20 protein-coding genes are annotated in these 17,659 nt (G+C 45.2%); 7 read left to right on the forward strand and 13 right to left on the reverse strand.

Annotated elements, in window-relative coordinates:
- The 10 genes from NTX75_05965 to NTX75_06010 form a co-directional block, all read right to left on the reverse strand.
- Window positions 1-129, reverse strand: coding sequence for a hypothetical protein (locus NTX75_05965; GenBank protein MCX5815775.1), 129 nt, complete (start codon window positions 127-129; stop codon window positions 1-3).
- Window positions 126-674, reverse strand: a complete 549-nt coding sequence (locus NTX75_05970; GenBank protein ID MCX5815776.1) for a 3'-5' exonuclease — start codon at window positions 672-674, stop codon at window positions 126-128. The genes NTX75_05965 and NTX75_05970 overlap by 4 nt, the downstream gene beginning before the upstream one ends.
- 438 nt (window positions 675-1,112) lie before the next feature.
- On the reverse strand, window positions 1,113-2,054 hold the full coding sequence (locus tag NTX75_05975) for a ParB/RepB/Spo0J family partition protein (protein ID MCX5815777.1): 942 nt from the start codon (window positions 2,052-2,054) through the stop codon (window positions 1,113-1,115).
- A 123-nt stretch (window positions 2,055-2,177) separates the two neighbouring features.
- Window positions 2,178-3,002: a Bro-N domain-containing protein gene (locus NTX75_05980; GenBank protein ID MCX5815778.1), complete on the reverse strand. Its 825-nt coding sequence runs from the start codon at window positions 3,000-3,002 to the stop codon at window positions 2,178-2,180.
- A 709-nt stretch (window positions 3,003-3,711) separates the two neighbouring features.
- Window positions 3,712-3,849, reverse strand: a complete 138-nt coding sequence (locus NTX75_05985; protein MCX5815779.1) for a hypothetical protein — start codon at window positions 3,847-3,849, stop codon at window positions 3,712-3,714.
- Between the two features lie 62 nt (window positions 3,850-3,911).
- Complete coding sequence (locus NTX75_05990; GenBank protein MCX5815780.1) at window positions 3,912-4,256, reverse strand: DnaJ domain-containing protein; 345 nt, start codon at window positions 4,254-4,256, stop codon at window positions 3,912-3,914.
- 54 nt (window positions 4,257-4,310) lie between these two features.
- On the reverse strand, window positions 4,311-4,874 hold the full coding sequence (locus NTX75_05995; GenBank protein MCX5815781.1) for a hypothetical protein: 564 nt from the start codon (window positions 4,872-4,874) through the stop codon (window positions 4,311-4,313).
- Between the two features lie 102 nt (window positions 4,875-4,976).
- Window positions 4,977-6,713 (reverse strand): aldehyde ferredoxin oxidoreductase, encoded by a 1,737-nt coding sequence (locus tag NTX75_06000; GenBank protein ID MCX5815782.1) that lies wholly within the window; start codon window positions 6,711-6,713, stop codon window positions 4,977-4,979.
- A 114-nt stretch (window positions 6,714-6,827) separates the two neighbouring features.
- On the reverse strand, window positions 6,828-7,247 hold the full coding sequence (locus tag NTX75_06005; GenBank protein ID MCX5815783.1) for a peptide chain release factor-like protein: 420 nt from the start codon (window positions 7,245-7,247) through the stop codon (window positions 6,828-6,830).
- A 79-nt stretch (window positions 7,248-7,326) separates the two neighbouring features.
- Entirely contained in the window at window positions 7,327-8,073 is a 747-nt protein-coding gene (locus tag NTX75_06010; GenBank protein ID MCX5815784.1) for an alpha/beta hydrolase, read from the reverse strand.
- A gap of 55 nt (window positions 8,074-8,128) precedes the next feature.
- Between NTX75_06010 and NTX75_06015 the strand changes: the two genes are divergently transcribed.
- The 7 genes from NTX75_06015 (at window position 8,129) to NTX75_06045 (ending at window position 15,868) form a co-directional block, all read left to right on the forward strand.
- Window positions 8,129-8,404: a hypothetical protein gene (locus NTX75_06015; GenBank protein MCX5815785.1), complete on the forward strand. Its 276-nt coding sequence runs from the start codon at window positions 8,129-8,131 to the stop codon at window positions 8,402-8,404.
- Between the two features lie 73 nt (window positions 8,405-8,477).
- A complete protein-coding gene (locus NTX75_06020) occupies window positions 8,478-8,738 on the forward strand; it encodes a hypothetical protein (protein MCX5815786.1) in 261 nt (86 codons plus the stop codon).
- An 83-nt stretch (window positions 8,739-8,821) separates the two neighbouring features.
- On the forward strand, window positions 8,822-9,040 hold the full coding sequence (locus NTX75_06025) for a NifU family protein (protein ID MCX5815787.1): 219 nt from the start codon (window positions 8,822-8,824) through the stop codon (window positions 9,038-9,040).
- Window positions 9,041-9,320: 280 nt separating this feature from the next.
- A complete protein-coding gene (locus NTX75_06030; GenBank protein MCX5815788.1) occupies window positions 9,321-10,631 on the forward strand; it encodes a M20/M25/M40 family metallo-hydrolase in 1,311 nt (436 codons plus the stop codon).
- Window positions 10,632-10,874: 243 nt separating this feature from the next.
- Complete coding sequence (gene iorA / locus NTX75_06035; protein ID MCX5815789.1) at window positions 10,875-12,683, forward strand: indolepyruvate ferredoxin oxidoreductase subunit alpha; 1,809 nt, start codon at window positions 10,875-10,877, stop codon at window positions 12,681-12,683.
- A 10-nt stretch (window positions 12,684-12,693) separates the two neighbouring features.
- Window positions 12,694-13,287 (forward strand): indolepyruvate oxidoreductase subunit beta, encoded by a 594-nt coding sequence (locus NTX75_06040; GenBank protein MCX5815790.1) that lies wholly within the window; start codon window positions 12,694-12,696, stop codon window positions 13,285-13,287.
- Window positions 13,288-13,372: 85 nt separating this feature from the next.
- Complete coding sequence (locus NTX75_06045) at window positions 13,373-15,868, forward strand: pitrilysin family protein (GenBank protein ID MCX5815791.1); 2,496 nt, start codon at window positions 13,373-13,375, stop codon at window positions 15,866-15,868.
- A 34-nt stretch (window positions 15,869-15,902) separates the two neighbouring features.
- Here NTX75_06045 and ftsY read toward each other — a convergent pair whose 3' ends face one another.
- From ftsY to NTX75_06060, 3 genes are read right to left on the reverse strand one after another with little or no spacing between them, the layout of a single operon-like run.
- The gene (ftsY, locus tag NTX75_06050) at window positions 15,903-16,811 is read right to left on the reverse strand and encodes a signal recognition particle-docking protein FtsY (protein MCX5815792.1); all 909 of its coding nucleotides are present in this window, start codon (window positions 16,809-16,811) and stop codon (window positions 15,903-15,905) included.
- A gap of 35 nt (window positions 16,812-16,846) precedes the next feature.
- Window positions 16,847-17,425: a tetratricopeptide repeat protein gene (locus NTX75_06055; GenBank protein MCX5815793.1), complete on the reverse strand. Its 579-nt coding sequence runs from the start codon at window positions 17,423-17,425 to the stop codon at window positions 16,847-16,849.
- Entirely contained in the window at window positions 17,395-17,655 is a 261-nt protein-coding gene (locus NTX75_06060; GenBank protein ID MCX5815794.1) for a hypothetical protein, read from the reverse strand. Before NTX75_06060 ends, NTX75_06055 begins: the two co-directional genes overlap by 31 nt.
- Window positions 17,656-17,659: the final 4 nt, after the last annotated feature.

Raw genomic sequence — 17,659 nt, forward strand, 5'->3', positions numbered from 1 at the left:
TTACTGTTTGTTTCCTGCAACCGTCGTAACGCACAGACGCTGATGCATCGGCGGCTGGCAGTCATGCTCCCCCGGACAATCGGGGCCACCTTTACCCCAGTATCGGAAATAGTCAGGCAGTTCGTTCATTTTCTCCTCATCTCCATCCAAACCTGCGCTGTAAGGCGGGCATCGTCAAGAGCGCGGTGGCGCCCCTGCATATTCACCAGTATGCCCAGGTGTCGTGCGACCGTTTCCAATCTGTAGTTCGGCAATCCCGGATAGAGTTTCCTGCTCATCTTTAAGGTGCACTTATGAGGATTGATCAGTGTATGGCCCAAACGCCAGTATTCATACCTGAGAAACCAAACATCAAAAACAGCATTATGGGCCACCAGCGTGCTGCTTCCGATGAAATACCGAAATGCCGCCAGAGCCTCCTCCGGTTTAGGTTGCCCGGCAAGCATGTCCGTCGTGATGCCGTGCACCTTCTGCGCCTTTTTTGTGATTGGTTTATCTGTAAAAATAAGACTGCTGAATTCTTCCCCCATAACACCCCCGTTTACTGCAACCGCCCCGATCTCAATAATCCTGTGGCCCTGCTCAACAAACAACCCTGTGGTTTCCACATCGAAGACAACATACCTCTTCCCTCGTTTATTATCGCAGTCGTTAATTCCTGTCCGCTCCTTCATGGTACTCCAACCTTCAGCAATCCGGTCTAAAACCTATAATATTCCCCCATTTTTCTCAGTCTCTTCTCATCTTTTATCATACATGGGTGACAACAGTATGTCACTCCATATTCTGTTTGCGAAAAAAATAAAAAAGATTTGGCGCCCATTTAATGTTTTTCCAACATTTCAAATCCTTTAGCGAGACTGCCACGGCTTCGCCTCGCAGTGACAGAAGTAAATGTTTGCCTCGCAGCGACAACCTCAAATTCAAAATTCAAAATTTCAACTTCCAAGCTCTACCCTCTATTCTTAGCTTTTTCACCTTTCACTTTTTACCTTTTTCACCTTTTTCACCTTTCACCCTTCCACTATCCACTGCCTTTATCCGCTCCTTTCCTTGCCTTCATCGCCGTTCCGCCGATACGCCGTCTCGCCGGTTCGGTTCTTCCCTCCTGCTCACACCATGGGTTTTTTCTTAACCGGCTTCTCCGGCACCGGTTCCGGGGCAATCGGTATCCGCAGTTCCACTAAGGCACAGAAAACATGCAGCTCATCAAGAAGCGTTACAAGATCGGGCCGTGTGTATTTTGCGAAGCCTGTCTCAATGCTTGACTCTACGGATCGCAAGTTGGCAATCTGCTTTGTCATAGGTATGAGCTTCGTTTTGCCCGGCTCCGACTTGACCTTCTTATATGCTGTAAGTAGATTGTTCAGGGTGGCATTAGTTACAGGTGTCTTCATGATGTTGGTAAATATCTGCATGCGGTCGGGACATTCGAGGTTGGCAGCGAAGAGATATCCCTGGGAAACGGAGAGATTTCCTTGCCGGATAGCAGCCTGAATCTCATCAGGCAATTTTAAGAGCGATAGCCCGTTAAACAGCGTATTTATTGACTTTCCGGTGATTTCAACAATTGCCCCAACTGTTGGGGCAATTTTATCAGACAGATCCTCGGGTCTTCGTTTGTAACTTACCAAGTCATTCATCACTCCATCCACATCATAGGTTTTATCAGGTAATTTTGCCTGAATAAATGCCAATACCCCTTTTGCTTGGTCAATCGGGTTGAGGTCTTCTCTCTGAAGGTTCTCCGTCAGTTGGAAGGCAAGTATTTCATCTTTCTGAGTGATCTCATCAAGTATGCGCGCCGGTATTGTTGGGAGCCCCAGTTTCAGCGCAGCAAGATAACGGCGTTCTCCGCAGAGGAGCAAGTATTTGCCGTCTTTAGGTGTCACAAGGACAGGCTCTAAGACGCCCCGGTCTTTAATGGACTCCATAAGGGACTTAAAGGACTCACTCTCCGTATCGATGCTTGACCTGATCTGTTCTTCAATAATAATATCCCCTAAGGACAGATACAGGAACTCTGGATTCTCAACTGTTTTCTTTGTTGCCATATTATTCCTCCTTATTTAGTGAATAGTGAATAGTCGATAGTGAATAGTTAAAGACATTTTATTAACCTCATTGAAACATTACTGCCTTACACTCGCCCATTCCCAGGTGACTTAAACGTTGTTTCACTTCGGGAACCTTTTTTTCTCTTTCTGGGTTATCGCCAGATAATTTTCCGATGTAACAACCTTCTTCTTCGTTTCCTTCTCCAATTCTTGACGGGCGTCTCCGGCAATCCGGCCGCCTTTTCGGGCAGCGGTGCGATTCTTATCAAAACCCTGGGCGTCTTGTGTCCGGGTAATCTCCGTCGTGGCTGCTTCTCCCAGCATAGAAAAGATCAATTCGAGATCGGTCATGTGATCCCTGAGGTTTTCACGCTCCAAACCCTTCAGGTCTTTGTACTCAGAAGGGGTTAGTCCGAACGTTGCCTTTGAGATTTCGGCGGTCAGTATAGCATATTCTCGTTCAGCACCCACTTCCCGGTTTTTCCATTCGTCGGTCAATTCGGCACGAACGGCTATACCACGCATTCTTTTCTCTATCCAGTCATCGGAATATCCCTTGGCCTTATAGAGCGCACGGGTCCTCTTTGTTCCCAGTTCAGGATCTTCGATCTCCTGCACCCGTTCATAGCCGACCTTTGCCAGCCAGCGTTTGAATGGCTCTGCCTTGGGGGAAGGAACGGATTGAATGATGCGGAAGAGGCCTTCGGTGTTGGCGCAAAGCATGTTCTGAGCCCCGCCGAACGTTTCGATGGGAAGGGTATGTACAATTTGTACCCACCCTTTGCCAAGTTCGGGGTCGCGCTGCTTCATGCGCTGGATGTACTGTTTTGGATCTCTGGAGTCGATCAGAGCCAATACAACATCTTCGACAACAAACCACCATTCATTGTTGTAAATCGTCTTCCTGATTCCTTTGCCTCTGAAAACCGCTATGTGAGATTCCAAATTACCCCCTTTTTATCGTTTGTTTTTACTTTTGCAATACGCAATTGAACTTTCGCGATTCCCATCTTAATTCCCCCTGCAGTTCAATGTCATGGTATCCCTCCGTATAAAAAAATACAATCATAAAATCGTTGTAACACAGATGGGTGACAACTGTATGTCAGTCTATATCCTGTTTGCGAAAAAAAAATAAAAAAAGTGGTCTTCCGGGAAGGCTATGGACGTAATATTCGGGCATTAAATAAACGTAACAGGGACGTCGTGATGCTTGATTGGTAACATAATGCAATTTTGAGTGTTGAATTTTGAATTTTGAGTTGAAAACATTATAAAAAATCCTAACTCTTTGAAATAAAAAATACAACCATATAAAAAAGATTATGGTGATGAAGCAACCGCTTTCAAGATTCATGGCTACCCGGGTTGTGATGGATCGAAAATCATGACCGGGGTCGGCACTCCGGGAGAGATTTTCCGCCACATTGTCGGAAACTACTGAAATCTCCGGAAAGTCAATGCAGAAGCTGTTTTACAAGATTTTACTTTTTCAGAGAAACTGGCTGGGGTCAAATCTTTATCCTTGACTTTGGCAAACAGCAATCTAACCAGCGAGCAGTGCGAGCTTGAGGGGGTGGCTCTGCCAGCTTTGCTGGTGGAGGGGGCGACCCCCTTACGGGGACAGGCGCAAGCCGCTGTAATAGAGGGTGGCTTATTTAAGGACGGATCTGCTTGTTGATATAAGGGGCGGAGACAATGTCACAATGAGATTAGGCGCTCCTGAAAACAGGATATTGTCCTGACGCCCCGGCAAAATAATCTCTACACCGGTATTTGGACTGGTGATCATGGTTCCGCCCGTTACATGATTTCATTTTGTCGATAATTTGTCAACTAATACCTGTAATTTTCTCAGAGATTGTATTTCTTTCGGAAAAACTCGTACGCTTCCATGATTGCTTTAGTTTTTCTCTCTGCCATTTCTTGAAATTCTATTCCCAGATGCTGCACCTTATCGGGGTGATATTTCGCGAGGAGCTCTTTATATTTCTTTTTGATGGTTGCCAGCCTGTCTTCGGCTGTGACCCCTAAAACCTGTCGATACTCCTCTTCTGTACTTGCATGTTCCCAGTTCTGGTACTGATAGCCGCCCCTTTCACTTCTTTGATACATCACTTCTTTGAGCATTTTTATTAAGTAACGAAAGATGAGGTAGCCCGCTACGATGAAAATGATGATTGTCACAAAACGCATCATTGACCTTTTCCCCAAACTGTTACGATATATACCCCCTGCTGTTAGACACTATCCTCACGTTATTATTATAATTTTTAGAAATATAAAATCAGAGCGGGCAAACTCTTCTCCGTCCAGTAAAATACTGCGATTTACAGCCTTTCCATCAAAAATAATGTCACTGCACCCGACCCGGAAGGTTTCCGGCTGTCTTTTTAAAAACTGTATGATCTCATCCGCTTTTACCATTATGCCTCTCTGGAGGAAAACCGGCCCCAGCTCATCAATAAGGAGGTTAAACAGCTTTACTCTGATGATCCCTTCCGTGTCGTCCCGGTATACATCGTCTTTTTCCTCATAGGTAATGGAACTCCTCAGAGTCGCATATACGCTGTCCCGTCTCAGGGTAGCCCCCGCAAGGCCTGGCATGGCAGAGGAAAGAGCCAGGGTTGACCCTTCTTTGATAACTGCCCTTTCGATATTGTCAACACAACTGCCATCGAGAAAAACGGTTGTGATTCTTTCGTTTACATACCGAGGATTCAGCCCAAGCCCTCCGGAAAGCAACGCGTTGATGCTTATGCCTGTACGGCATTTTACAAAGAATCCGCTTTGCAGGATCTCATAAAATCTATGCATCAATGAAGGTTGTATGCTTAAACAGAGATTTTTCATAGTATGAAGAAAAGAAAGAGGCCCCTTGCCGAACCTCTTTCTTGAGCTACATCGTTCTTTATTGGTTTACCAATCAAATACCGAATCGTGTTCCTCATCAGGAACATCGAATACAACATTGTGCGGAGGAAGAGGTTCTGTTCTGAAGAATCCCGGTAACCTGTCATGCTCTTTCGAGAAGCCTGCACGCATGTTGAAGTCCCTCTCCGTCTTCAGGACACTTTTACCTAACGCAACAACATCATCGGCCGTTAAGCTGAGTCCGTAGAAGGCGTTAAGCATATCGATTAAAGCCTGGAAAGTCTCAGGTTGATCCATAATTGCAAAGGCGATAAAGAGACACATGCCTGTAGAGTCAATGGCAGCGGTTGCAATCTGAAGGTTCCTGGAAAGCTCTATCTGTCCTTCGGCTTTCAACGGGTCAACATATCCTCCCACCTTCAGGATATTCGTTGCCGTTGCATAACCCGCGGTATGGTCTGCACCCATCGTGCTTGTAGCATACGTTACACCAAGCCCTTTCACTGCCCTGGGGTCATAGGCCGGCATTGCCTGACCTTTTACAACAGGCACCCTTTCAACGCCAAAAACCCTGCCTGTAATTGCTGCGCCGCTCCCGATAATACGTCCAAGAGGGGAGCCCTTGCCGACTTCCTTTAAAAGATTGATAGCCCCGTCGGCATCGCCGAACTTTAACAGACCACCGTCCATAGCCACCCCGATGGCTACCCCCACTTCTATCGTATCAAGTCCTGTATCGTCGTCAATAAAGTCCATCAGGGCTATTTTATCAAGATCATCAATTCCACAGTGTGCGCCATGGGCCCAGACTGTTTCATACTCCGGTTGTTTGGTTACATAATGCCCGTCTTTATCATTGTAAATTCCGGAACAACGTATGACACACCCGCTATGACACCCATGAGTAGCCAATCCACCGCGCTCTGTCTCTAATGCCGCCTCTGTCTCTCCACTTATCTTTGAAGCCTCCGCAAATGTTCCCTCTTTGAAGTTATAGGCAGGGTACCCACCTGCCTCGTTAAGAATGTTGGTAAGGACATTTGTGCCATACGCAGGCAGGGCTTCGCCTGTGACCCCGTGTTTCCGGAGCCCTTCAACAAAAATCTTGTTCGCTTCCCGAAATTTTTCAGGGTCTTTCGGCGGACGCATGTGCAAGCCTGCATCGTCGAGCACAATAACCTTAACACCTTTCGAGCCCATGACAGCGCCCACACCACCGCGCCCTGCATGACGGGTTGGCCTCAGCTCCATGTCAGTACATGCAATCGAGGCTGCACTCAGCTTCATTTCCCCGGCCTGGCCTATAGAGATGCAGGCAATCTTATCGCCATACTCATTTTTCATCTTTTCTACCACAGCATAATTACCGAGCATTTTCAGGCTATTATCGACAGAGATATTGATTCCATCCTTATTGATAAAAATCTTGTAGAGATCGTCGCCTTCTGGTTTCCCCTCCAGTACAATCGCTGCATACCCGAGTCTTGCAAGCACCTGCGACGGTTGTCCTCCTGCGTTGGCCTCCTTGATGCCGCCTGTCAGAGGACTTTTGCATCCAATGGAGATCCTCCCTGTCATGGCGCCCACCGTGCCGCTTAACATGCCCGGGGCAATAACAAGCTTATTCTCTGCACTTAATGGATGGCAAACAGGTAAAACTTCTTTTGAGATGAGAGCGGATGTAAATGCCCGTCCACCCAAACCTGCATATCCGCCGAGCGGGCCTTCAGAGATTCTTGGACCACCTTCGGCCCCCATATCTATCCTGACTATCTTGTCCATGGTTTCACCTCTCTGTAAAGATTTTGAATATTACATCATTTTGCAATTTTACACCATATACATCCTTTTGCAACAGAAAATACAGCGCTTCACCCTTTTCGTGTCAGACAGGCATCAATATTCTTCCGAATCCGGCTTGTAAGTGCGTGCCTGTTTCCTGGCAGATTGTATGTGCTTCAGTTGAAGGACCTTCTCCTTTGCCCTTTTCGAGCGTTTCCTTTTTTGTCTCCTTATCTTCTCGATCTGCTGCTGTTTCTCGCTCTCCTCACCGAGAACCATACTCTCGATCTTTTCTACTAATATACGGCGTGCTAAAAAACGGTTCAACGATTGTGATCGCTCCTGCTGGCATTTCACTTCAATGCCGGTAGGTAGATGCTTTAAGTACACGCATGTAGATGTCTTATTCACCTTTTGACCACCATGCCCCTGAGAACGGACAAATCGCTCAAGGATATCCGATTCTCTTATCCCCAATTGCTCCATCCTTCCCTGGAGTGCACCCACTTTTTCCGGACTGACAATATATTTCATAATTCCCCGCATAGAGCATAGCACATAGCGTTTTTTAATTCTTTTACGCCGTGTACTCTGTGTTGTCGTTGCCTACCGCTCACCGCTCACCGCTTAGCCCAGTTATAAACTTTAAAATTGCCTTATTCACTTCTTCCGGTTTTTCCAGCATTACCATGTGGCCGGCGTCTTTAATGAGAACAAGTTCTGACCCTTGTATGCTTTCATGGAGGTATCGGGAATATTTCGGCGGAGTGAGGACATCGTCTGTTCCGCAGATAATAAGGGTCGGAACATTGATCGAGCCTATGGTCTTCATAATGTTAAACCTGTCGCAGGCATAAAAATCATTATAAACCACTTCAGGCCTGCACTTCATCATTTCATCGAAGCAATCCTTTTTTAATGAGTCCGGCGCGTTTTTTGAAATGGCAAATTCTATAATACTGCGGAGCGTTTTTTCCTTGTCTTTCATGATCCCTTCAAGTATCTCAGGAAAAACCCTCAGCCTTGCCCCTGTACCCACAAGCATGATACCTTTTACAATATCAGGGAAAGATAACGCACAGGACATGGCTATAGCGCCACCCATGGAATGACCCACCATGTAGCACCTGTCAATACCTGATAATTTTAACGCCCTGTAAACACTATCTCTGTACTCATCTATTGCGTCGCACCCATCGCTATCTCCTGCTCTGCCGTGCCCGGGAAGGTCAATAAGCATAACCCCAACGGATGTTTTCAGATATTCCATCTGATAAAACCATGCCTTTGCACTCCCTCCGGCGCCGTGGATGAACAGAACATTTTCACCTGTCCCGTATCTCTCTAATTCAGTCTCCACACAAACCTCCAGAATTCTGTTGAAATGCGTAAATGATTAATTATATTATGACGACATGAGGTTTTTTACAATATTTCTGTGCCTGTTTTTTCTTTTCTCTTGCAATAAGGCCACCGAAGTAACGACAACAAAACAAAAACCGGCCGAAGAGCAGACCTCTGATACAAATTATAAGAAAGAAATAGATGAGATAAGGAAAAACCTGAAAAGCGAAGTGAAGATTAAGTTGAAAAAGGATGTAAAGGGCGGTTATGGCTGGGAAATAGCAGGTAAGGACGCCCAGGAAATACTCAAGACAAACGACACATTAAGAAAAAAACTCGATAATTAGGACTACGGGTTTAAAAATCCAGAATGATGAATTAATATATAAGAAAGACTGAAAAAACACGAGGTAATATAGTATGGCATATGAATACACCATAAAGATTTTTTCAATGGATGATCTTGAAAAGGAAAGCATTGTGGTAGACGCTGAAAAGAATATCGTGTATGCATGCAGACCCGCCGGAGAGTGTGAGATTCACGACGTGGGCATGGAACAACTTGAAAATCTCTCAAAATTGTTTAACAAAATGGGGGTCGAGGGATGGGAGTTGGTACAACTTTTTTTCCGACCCATGGGTATTGTAAGCTTCTGGAAACGACATTCGCCGCCAGCTTAGTAATTTACAAAACCTGTAATGATGATTATATTTAGAAGAATCCCGTAAGGGGCGTAAAAATACCGGAGGTAATGGAGGTAATAATGAGAGAAAAGGTTGAAGAGTCAATCGGAAAAATAAGGCCGTTTTTGCAGAGGGATGGCGGCGATATCGAGCTTATTGACATTGTTGATGGGGTAGTAAAGGTGAAACTTCATGGCGCCTGTGGGAGTTGCCCCATGAGTTTGATGACCCTCAAGATGGGCGTTGAGAAACAATTAAAGCAGGATATACCTGAAATTAAAGAAGTAGTTGCAGTTTAATTATTGACAAAAAGTCCCATTTTCAATAATATTGATAAAAAATAGGAGGTGGGTTTATGGCGAAGTGCGGCACATCAAAAAAAGACACAAAAAAGGCAACTGCAAAAACCACAGCAAAAAAGGACAAAAAGTCCAAATAGCGCGAGAGGGGATATAATCCCCTCTGCTCACACCTCAAGGCGTCTCACAGCAGCAACAATTTCTTACTTACACGGATAATAAAAATGTGTTAACAATCAACTATAATATTATGAAAATACATTAAGAAAGGATACATGTGATGGAACTCGACCATGCAGTGGAACTTCTCAGAGAATTTATACGAATCGATACGACAAACCCCCCGGGGCACGAGGAAAAGGCCATCCTTTTTCTTGAAGGCATTTTAAAAAAGGAAGGTATACAATCAGAGGTTTTTCAGCCTGTTGCAGAGAGGGCAAACATCCTTGCCAGAATAAAAGGAAAGAAAAAGGGTAAGCCCGTGGTTTTGCTCGGCCATGTGGATGTTGTACCTGCTAATGCAGATGACTGGGATGTAGACCCTTTCGGCGGCGAACTCAGGGATGGGTATATTTACGGGAGGGGAGCGGTAGATATGAAGGCGCAAACGATTTGCCAGCTCCTCGCCTTCATCCAACTCCACAGGGCCGGGGTAGTGCCTGAAAGGGATATGATTTTTCTTGCCACCTGTGATGAGGAGGTAGGGGGACAGAACGGCGTGGAATACATGCTGAATGAGGTTGAGGAACTGAAAAGCGCTTCATTTGTATTAAGCGAAGGCGGCTGCATTATTGAAGAAAACGGTCACCTTCACGCACAGGTTGCTGTAGTTGAAAAAAAGTTGAGCCAGTTTATGATAAAGGCGACCGGAATTGGCGGGCACGGGTCCATGCCTCATAAAGACAATGCAAATGAAAAGATTGTACGGGCATCGCAGGCAATACTGTCCTATGAGTGGCCGTTTAAGTCTACCAATATTGTAAACACCTACCTGAACGGTCTTCTGAAAGGGAAAAAGGTAAACGGGTTCACATTCAAGGGACTGAAAGAGTCTCTGAATGATAAAAGGTTTAAGGATTTTATCGAAAACAACCCCGTATATAACGCATTACTGCGGAATACCGTAACGCTTACCGTTCTCAAGGGCGGCGAAAAGGTTAACGTGATACCGAGTGAATCTTTTGCATACTTCGATGCAAGGCTTCTGCCAACAGAAAAACATGAACATTTTTTTAAAAAAATAAACTCCCTGGGGGGAAAGGACATACAGATCATAAGGATCGGAAGCGGAATAAGCGAGCCCGCACCTTCAGGATATAATACACCCTTTTTTAAAGGCATTAAAGGGGCAGTCAAAAAGACGAAAGGCACAATACCGGTACTCCCCTTCATTACAACAGGGGCAACGGACCTCCGTTATTTCAGAAACCTTGGCATTACCGCCTACGGATTTTTTCCTGCAACAATTGCAGTAGAAGATATCCTCAGAATGCATGGCAAAAACGAGAGGATTTCCATTGAAAGTCTTCAAGAGGGCTTGGATGGTACATATGAGATTGTGAAGTTTTTATCTACGGTAACCAGCCGTTAGCTTTTAATTACAGGCATGATAGTTTTTTTAAAGCATTACAGCATCTTAGCTAATCGCTAAAGACTTACAACTGATATGCTAAAATTCACTAAATTTCTTGACAATGGTTCTTTTTTCTGTAGAAAATAATAAGTGAATTTATTAACAAGCGATAAAAGAATGGTATGCGGAAATTCAAAAGAAGGAGGTGAAAGGCAGGCTTTTGTAGTTTAAAAACTTAAACCTAATGCCCATGGGGGAAACATGAAAGAGATAATGCAAGGAAACAGCGCAATTGTAAGAGGTGCCTGGGAAGCCGGCGTGAAAGTAGCCGCCGCATATCCCGGAACACCAAGCAGTGAAATCTTGAAGGATGTCGCAGATAATTATCCCGAGGTTTATGCAGAATGGGCTCCCAATGAAATGGTCGCTCTTCAGGTTGCAAGCGGGGCTGCCATAGCAGGCGCAAGATCCATGGCCGCCATGAAACACGTTGGAATGAACGTTGCTGCAGACGCATTGATGACCCTCGCATATACCGGGATCAAGGGTGGTCTGATGGTTGTCATCGCCGATGACCCATTTGTTCACAGCTCACAGAATGAACAGGACAGCCGGAACTGGGCCCGCTTCGCCAAGATTCCTTTATTGGAACCCGGTGATGCCCAGGAATGTTATGACTTTGCAAAAATTTCCTTTGATATCAGCGAAAAATTTGATACGCCTGTTATCTTAAGGACAGAGACAAGGGTTGCACACTCCGACTCCCTGGTAGAACCGGGAAAGAGAGTGGAGTCAAAGATACCGCTCGGACTCGATCCGAAAGAAGCGCCGAAATACGTTATGGTACCGGCACATGTGCGCGTGAGAAGAAAAATAATCGAAGAGAGAATGAGAAAACTTGAAGAGTATGCCGACACATTCAAGTACAATGTGATGGAGATAAACGACCCGAGCGTGGGCGTTATAACAAGCGGCGTATCCTACATGTACACAAAAGACGTTTTTCCTGAATGGTCCTATCTGAAGCTCGGCATGGTATGGCCGCTTCCCAAGAAAATGATCGCTGAGTTCTTTAAAAAGGTGAAAAAGGTCATTATCGTAGAAGAACTGGATCCATTTATTGAAACAGAAATAAAGGCAATGGGTTACAAGATATGGCATGGGAAAGACCTTATTCCTAACATGTATGAGCTCACCCCTGAGATTGTGGAAAAATGCCTCAAGGGAAAGAAATACAAAGAACCTAAGATAAAAGTAAAACCGGAAGATCTCCCGAGGAGACCGCCGAACCTCTGTGCCGGCTGTTCCCACAGGCCGCTCTTTTATGCATTGAAGAAACTCGGCGCCTTTGTGTTCGGAGATATCGGTTGTTACACACTTGCTGTTGCACCACCCCTTCAGGCGCTTCACACCTGCATCTGCATGGGCGCCGGTGGCGGCATGGCACACGGTGCAATGAAGGCCTTGGGAAAAGAAGGGCTCGGAAAGGTCGTAGCAGTGCTTGGCGATTCCACCTTTCTCCATTCCGGTATTGCCCCGCTGATGAATGCCGTATACAACAAAGGCAATTCAACAACGATCGTTCTCGATAACAGGATTACCGGCATGACAGGACACCAGGAACATGCGGGAACAGGCTTTACCGTACGTCAAGAGCCAACAAACATGGTTGACTACATGGAGATTGGCAAGGCGTTGGGCGTAAAAAGCATAAGATATCTCGACCCTTACAACATAAAGGAATGTATGGAGATCATCAAGGAAGAGATGAGCAAGAATGTGCCATCCCTTCTGCTCTGTAAGGACAGCCCATGCATGCTGCTCCGCAGGGCAAAACCGCTTGAAAAGTTTAAAAATCCGTTGTACATGATTAACACTGATAAGTGCAGGGGATGTAAGGTATGCCTCGAGATCAACTGTCCCGCCATTAGTTGGCGTGAAAGCGCAGGCCAGACAAAAGATGGTCACAAGAGGAAAGGAACTGTCTATATAAATCCGGATCAGTGCGTTGGCTGTGAGGTTTGTGTTCAGGTATGTAAATTCGAAGCCATTGTACCAGGCAAGAAGTGAGGAGGCAGGTATGAAAGATAACGGAAAAGTCACAAATATATTCCTTTCCGGAGTTGGCGGACAGGGTGCAATCCTTGCGAGCAACATCCTTGGTGAGGTGTTCATCAAGGCCGGGTACGATGTGAAAAAGGCAGAGGTCCACGGAATGGCACAGAGAGGCGGAGACGTTACCACACATTTCAGGTTCGGGAAGAAGGTTTATTCTCCCCTTATCAAATACGGTGATGTGGATTACCTTCTCTCTTTTGAGCTCCTTGAGGCAATCCGATACATCAATTGGGTTAAGCCTGAAGGCAAAATTGTTATCAACAAGTCGGAGATTTTTCCGCCTGCTGTAAATCTTGGGCAGATGGAATACCCGAAGGGTGTTGAGAAGACATTCAAAAAGTATTTCAAAGAAAACGTATGGATGGTAGACGGACAGGGCATCGCGAAAAAACTCGGGAACGCCCAGGCTGCAAATGTGGTGCTCGTTGGTGCATTTTCCAATTTCTTCCCGGAAGTGAAGGATGCGCAGTGGATTGAGGCAATCAAGGCCCTTCTCGCACCAAAGCTCCACGATCTGAACGTAAAAGCATTTCATGAAGGAAAAAAGGCCCTCTAAAGGGGGGCCTTTCCCCCTTTCCCTTGCTCTTGTTTTTGCCCTTTTAATTTTCCAAATTTTGTTCCTATACAGGACGGTGTACGCCATGGAAGTATTATCCCTTGATAACGGTCTTCAGTATATCTTTCAGCAACGGAAAGGTACGGGTGTTGTTGCCCTTCAGGTATGGGTTAAGGCGGGGAGCAAATACGAAGAACCGAAGATTGCCGGAATTACCCATTTTATTGAACATCTCATTTTTAAAGGAACCGAAAAGGTCAAAGCCAATGAGATGGCCTCACGCATAGAATCGCTGGGTGGCGTTATAAATGCCTATACCTCCTATGACAATACCGTATACCATATTGTGATACCCGCGAAGGCCTTTGAGGAAGGCTTTGAGCTACTTGTGGACGCAGTGAAGAACCCTGCCTTTCCTGAAGAGGAAGTTAATAAGGAAAAGAAGGTGGTGCTCGAAGAGATTAAGATGGGGGAGGACGATCCCCAGAGAAAGCTTTTTAAAGAATTGTTCTCGACAAGCTATGATGCACATCCTTACGGCAGGCCTATTATCGGTTACGAAGATACCGTAAAAAATATACAACGGGATGAGATACTGAATTACTTCAGAAAGTACTATACACCGGATAATATGGCAGTTGTCGTTGTCGGCGACTTCGATGCAAAGACCGCTGATGCATTAATAAAAAAACATTTTTCCGAGAAAAAAATACCATTGCATCTCACTTCTAAAAAGGAAGGTTTGGATAGCCCACCTCCGGCAAAAGAGGACAAAGGAGATTCTCAGAAGCAGGGTGAAGTGAAAGAAAAGATCATAGAGAAGAATGTCAGGGAAAGTTATCTCGCCATTGCATACCGAATACCATCTATGGTCCACGAAGATACACCCGCACTGGAAGTGCTTGGCACAATTCTGGGTGAAGGAGAAAGCTCTCGTCTCCAGGAACAGTTGAAATACAAAAAAGGCATCGTTACAAATAGTACGACATACCTGTTTACCCCTAAAGAGGACGGCCTCTTTGTCATTTTTTCTACCCTTAAGGGGAAGGACTATCAGTCAATAGCAAAAGCGATAAACGATGAACTGGCACGCTTACTGAAGGAAGGGACAAATGAATGGGAGATGACAAAAGCAAAAAACATGATCAAAGCCTCTTATGTGTATTCTTTGGAGACGGTTCAGGGAACGGCGAGGCAGTTAGGAAATTTTCAGACCCTGACCGGTGACCCGCTTTTTGTGGAAAGATATTTAAAGAACGTCGACAGGGTTACAAAAGACGATATCAAAAGGGTACTTCAAAAATATATCCTGGGCAAAGACAAAACACTTGTTGCGCTTTTGCCTAAGGCAGTTTCCAACCCCCACACTTTCCGTCTGGAAAATGGCCTCACCATGCTTGTAAACAAAAACCAGGCATCACCAAGCTTTGCCTTTAGAATAGGCTTCGCGGGAGGTCTCAAAGAAGAGCCTCCAGGGAAAAATGGCGCCTTCAACATCCTCTCCAAAATGCTGCTCAGAGGCACAAAGGATAAGAATGCGGGCATGATTGCCAGAGAGATTGACATGCTTGCGGGAGATATGGGCGCCTTCAACGGAAAAAATATTTTCGGGCTGTCCGGTAAGTTCCTGAGCAAGGACATTAAAGAGGTGCTGGGCCTCCTCAAAGAAGTGCTTACTTCAACTGTTTTCAAGGAAGAAGAGCTGAAAACCGTTAAAGGCGAAGTCCTCTCAGAAATAAGGCAGCGGGATGATGACCCTATCCGTAATATCTTTATGCGTTTCAATGAAACTCTTTTTGAAGGCCACCCATACAGCAGAGATCCGGTTGGCCGTGAGAGTGACATAGAAAATACAAAACCTGGTGATATTGAAGAATTCTATAAAAAATATGTAAGCCCCTCAAATGCGGTTCTCGCTATTTCCGGAGATGTGGATGAAAAAGAACTCAAGACATTATTTGAGAACCTCTTTTCTGAATGGAAAGGCAAAACAAACCCGCTGAAGAAGTTAATGCCTGCTCCTTCTCCTGGAAAAGCCATCATGATTGAAAAAGATATGATGCAGACACACCTCATTTTCGGTTTCACGGGACCCGGGCTTTTGGATGAAGACAGATATGCAACAGAAGTCATGGACGCCATCCTTTCCGGTATGGGCGGTAGGATACACAAGGTTCTGAGAGAGGAACGACCTTATGCATACGCCCTTACATTCTTTAATCAGATGGTTTTTGAAACTGGTGGAATGGGTATATATATTGGAACTGATAAAAAACTCGTAAAAGAAGTTGAGAAGATTTCACGAGCTGAAATAGAAAAGATTGTTAAAGAGGGGTTTACTGACACTGAGGTTGAAAACGCAAAAAATCACCTTACAGGCACACATTACATCCGGATGCAGCCCAATAACGCTATATCCACAAGTATGTGCCTTGATGTCATGTACGGTTTAAAACCCGACTACTTCAAAACATGGCCTAAACACATCGAAAAGGTAACAAAAGAGGATGTAAACAGGGTAGCACGGAAGTACCTGCTGCTGGATAAGATGGTACAGATAACAGTGGGCAGTAGGCAGTAGGTACTGTAGAAACAAAAGAAACGATTCAGAAAATTTATTCGAACAGGGCTTTTGAAAAATCCTTTGCACTGAAAGGAATCAAGTCGTCGAATTGTTCTCCTACACCTACATATCTTATCGGTATCTTTAAGAGATGGGCGATAGGAAGGATAAAACCACCCTTTGCCGTTCCATCGAGCTTAGTTATGACAATACCCGTAATATCCAGCGCTTCATTGAACGTCCTGGCCTGGGCAATGACATTCTGCCCGTTCGTTGCATCTACGATGAGCAGGGTTTCGTGGGGTGCACCGTCCATCTCCTTCCCCACAACACGCTTTATCTTTTTCATTTCCTCCATAAGATTGGCTTTCGTATGCAGTCTGCCGGCAGTATCGAGGATGAGCACATCTACCCCTCTCGCCTTTGCAGCCTTTGTGGCATCATAGGCAACTGCAGCGGGGTCTGAACCCTCTTTGTGTTTTACAACATCGATGCTGAGCCTCATTGCCCATTCCTCAAGCTGTTCTATCGCTGCAGCCCTGAAAGTATCGCAGGCGCCCAGCAAAACGCTTTTCCCGGATTCCTTATATGCTCTCGCAATCTTTGCAATAGTTGTTGTTTTACCGACACCATTGACGCCGAGGGCAAGCAAGACGAAGGGTTTGTGTTTATTTATCAGCATGGGCGCTTCAACAGGCATGAGAAGGTTCCCAACCTCTTCGATCATAAAACTCTTTATATCATCAGTGGTCTTTATCTGTCCCCTTTTCCATCTTTCCTTCAAAGCGCCTACGAGGATTTCCGTTGTTTCAATGCCCGCATCGGAGAGAATCAAGGCCTCTTCTATTTCATCAAAGGCATCTTCATCGACAGGTTGCCCCTTCACAGCCCATTCTATCTTCGTTGCCAATTGGTCCCGTGTACGGGCTAAACCGTTTTTTATCTTATCAAATATACCCATTTTTTACCTGGAAGAAATATTTTTTGGCCACACGTTTAACGCATGTCGCCGCTGCCTGAGTGACGGTCGTAAAAACCTATTTTTAAATTGATAAACATGTCCATATCCTGTTCATAATCTTTTATCTGTTCCTCTATCAGTTTGTCTAACCGTTCAATATCTACCTCCTGTCTACTGTACATCATTTTTACTTCTTCTATGCTTTCGAGGGGATAAAGGTATCCATAGAGGGTTATATAGTCTCCGAGGGCTTTTAAGCCTCCCGGATCGTTTTTCTTGAGAAGAATGAGGGCCTTATAACCGAGAATCCGCAAGGAATTAACACTATTCCCGTCAACCTTTTCTGCCTCTAAAACAAACTTCTCGGCATTATCAAGGTCATTCAGTTTATAGCATGTCACTGCGAGACACACAAGGGCGGTTGAATCCTTTTCTCCCTTAAGCGCCCCGGCAAAGTATTCCTGTGCCTGCTTGTACTCCCCTTCCTTCATTAGTTTTTTTCCGAGGAAAAGGTTGTTTGAATATACTGAATAGCTTTTCAGGGAAGTGCATGAGGCAACAAACGACAAAACGATTATTGCTGTTACGGTTCCGGCACATATGGTTTTCCACATATCTTGCACACCCCTTTTTCTACGATACCTATGCAGGTGCCATCGCTGCAAAGAATCCTCTCCGTAAAATCAATCTCTTCGCCGGTTTCTTCTTTCTGATCGACATTTTCCATTTCACTGTCAATCGTTTTTCCACAGGCATAGCAGTATGTGCCCAATCTTAAGATGGACTGGCCGCAATGCACACATACAATACTCTCACACTCTTGTCCACATTTCTCACATATCATAAGT

Source organism: Pseudomonadota bacterium, assembly GCA_026388315.1.
Taxonomy (GTDB): Bacteria; Desulfobacterota; Syntrophorhabdia; order Syntrophorhabdales; family Syntrophorhabdaceae; genus MWEV01.

What these genes read in the sequence shown, in the direction of transcription:
- NTX75_05975 (MCX5815777.1), bottom strand. Translation starts at nt 2,054, where the DNA reads ATGGCAACAAAGAAAACAGTTGAGAATCCAGAGTTCCTGTATCTGTCC.
- NTX75_05985 (MCX5815779.1), bottom strand. Translation starts at nt 3,849, where the DNA reads ATGATCACCAGTCCAAATACCGGTGTAGAGATTATTTTGCCGGGGCGT.
- NTX75_06030 (MCX5815788.1), top strand. Translation starts at nt 9,321, where the DNA reads ATGGAACTCGACCATGCAGTGGAACTTCTCAGAGAATTTATACGAATC.
- NTX75_06060 (MCX5815794.1), bottom strand. Translation starts at nt 17,655, where the DNA reads ATGATATGTGAGAAATGTGGACAAGAGTGTGAGAGTATTGTATGTGTG.
- NTX75_06045 (MCX5815791.1), top strand. Translation starts at nt 13,373, where the DNA reads ATGGAAGTATTATCCCTTGATAACGGTCTTCAGTATATCTTTCAGCAA.
- NTX75_06015 (MCX5815785.1), top strand. Translation starts at nt 8,129, where the DNA reads ATGAGGTTTTTTACAATATTTCTGTGCCTGTTTTTTCTTTTCTCTTGC.
- NTX75_05995 (MCX5815781.1), bottom strand. Translation starts at nt 4,874, where the DNA reads ATGCATAGATTTTATGAGATCCTGCAAAGCGGATTCTTTGTAAAATGC.
- ftsY (MCX5815792.1), bottom strand. Translation starts at nt 16,811, where the DNA reads ATGGGTATATTTGATAAGATAAAAAACGGTTTAGCCCGTACACGGGAC.
- NTX75_06005 (MCX5815783.1), bottom strand. Translation starts at nt 7,247, where the DNA reads ATGAAATATATTGTCAGTCCGGAAAAAGTGGGTGCACTCCAGGGAAGG.
- NTX75_06055 (MCX5815793.1), bottom strand. Translation starts at nt 17,425, where the DNA reads ATGTGGAAAACCATATGTGCCGGAACCGTAACAGCAATAATCGTTTTG.
- NTX75_05990 (MCX5815780.1), bottom strand. Translation starts at nt 4,256, where the DNA reads ATGATGCGTTTTGTGACAATCATCATTTTCATCGTAGCGGGCTACCTC.
- NTX75_06025 (MCX5815787.1), top strand. Translation starts at nt 8,822, where the DNA reads ATGAGAGAAAAGGTTGAAGAGTCAATCGGAAAAATAAGGCCGTTTTTG.
- NTX75_05965 (MCX5815775.1), bottom strand. Translation starts at nt 129, where the DNA reads ATGAACGAACTGCCTGACTATTTCCGATACTGGGGTAAAGGTGGCCCC.
- NTX75_06020 (MCX5815786.1), top strand. Translation starts at nt 8,478, where the DNA reads ATGGCATATGAATACACCATAAAGATTTTTTCAATGGATGATCTTGAA.
- NTX75_05970 (MCX5815776.1), bottom strand. Translation starts at nt 674, where the DNA reads ATGAAGGAGCGGACAGGAATTAACGACTGCGATAATAAACGAGGGAAG.
- NTX75_06040 (MCX5815790.1), top strand. Translation starts at nt 12,694, where the DNA reads ATGAAAGATAACGGAAAAGTCACAAATATATTCCTTTCCGGAGTTGGC.
- iorA (MCX5815789.1), top strand. Translation starts at nt 10,875, where the DNA reads ATGAAAGAGATAATGCAAGGAAACAGCGCAATTGTAAGAGGTGCCTGG.
- NTX75_06000 (MCX5815782.1), bottom strand. Translation starts at nt 6,713, where the DNA reads ATGGACAAGATAGTCAGGATAGATATGGGGGCCGAAGGTGGTCCAAGA.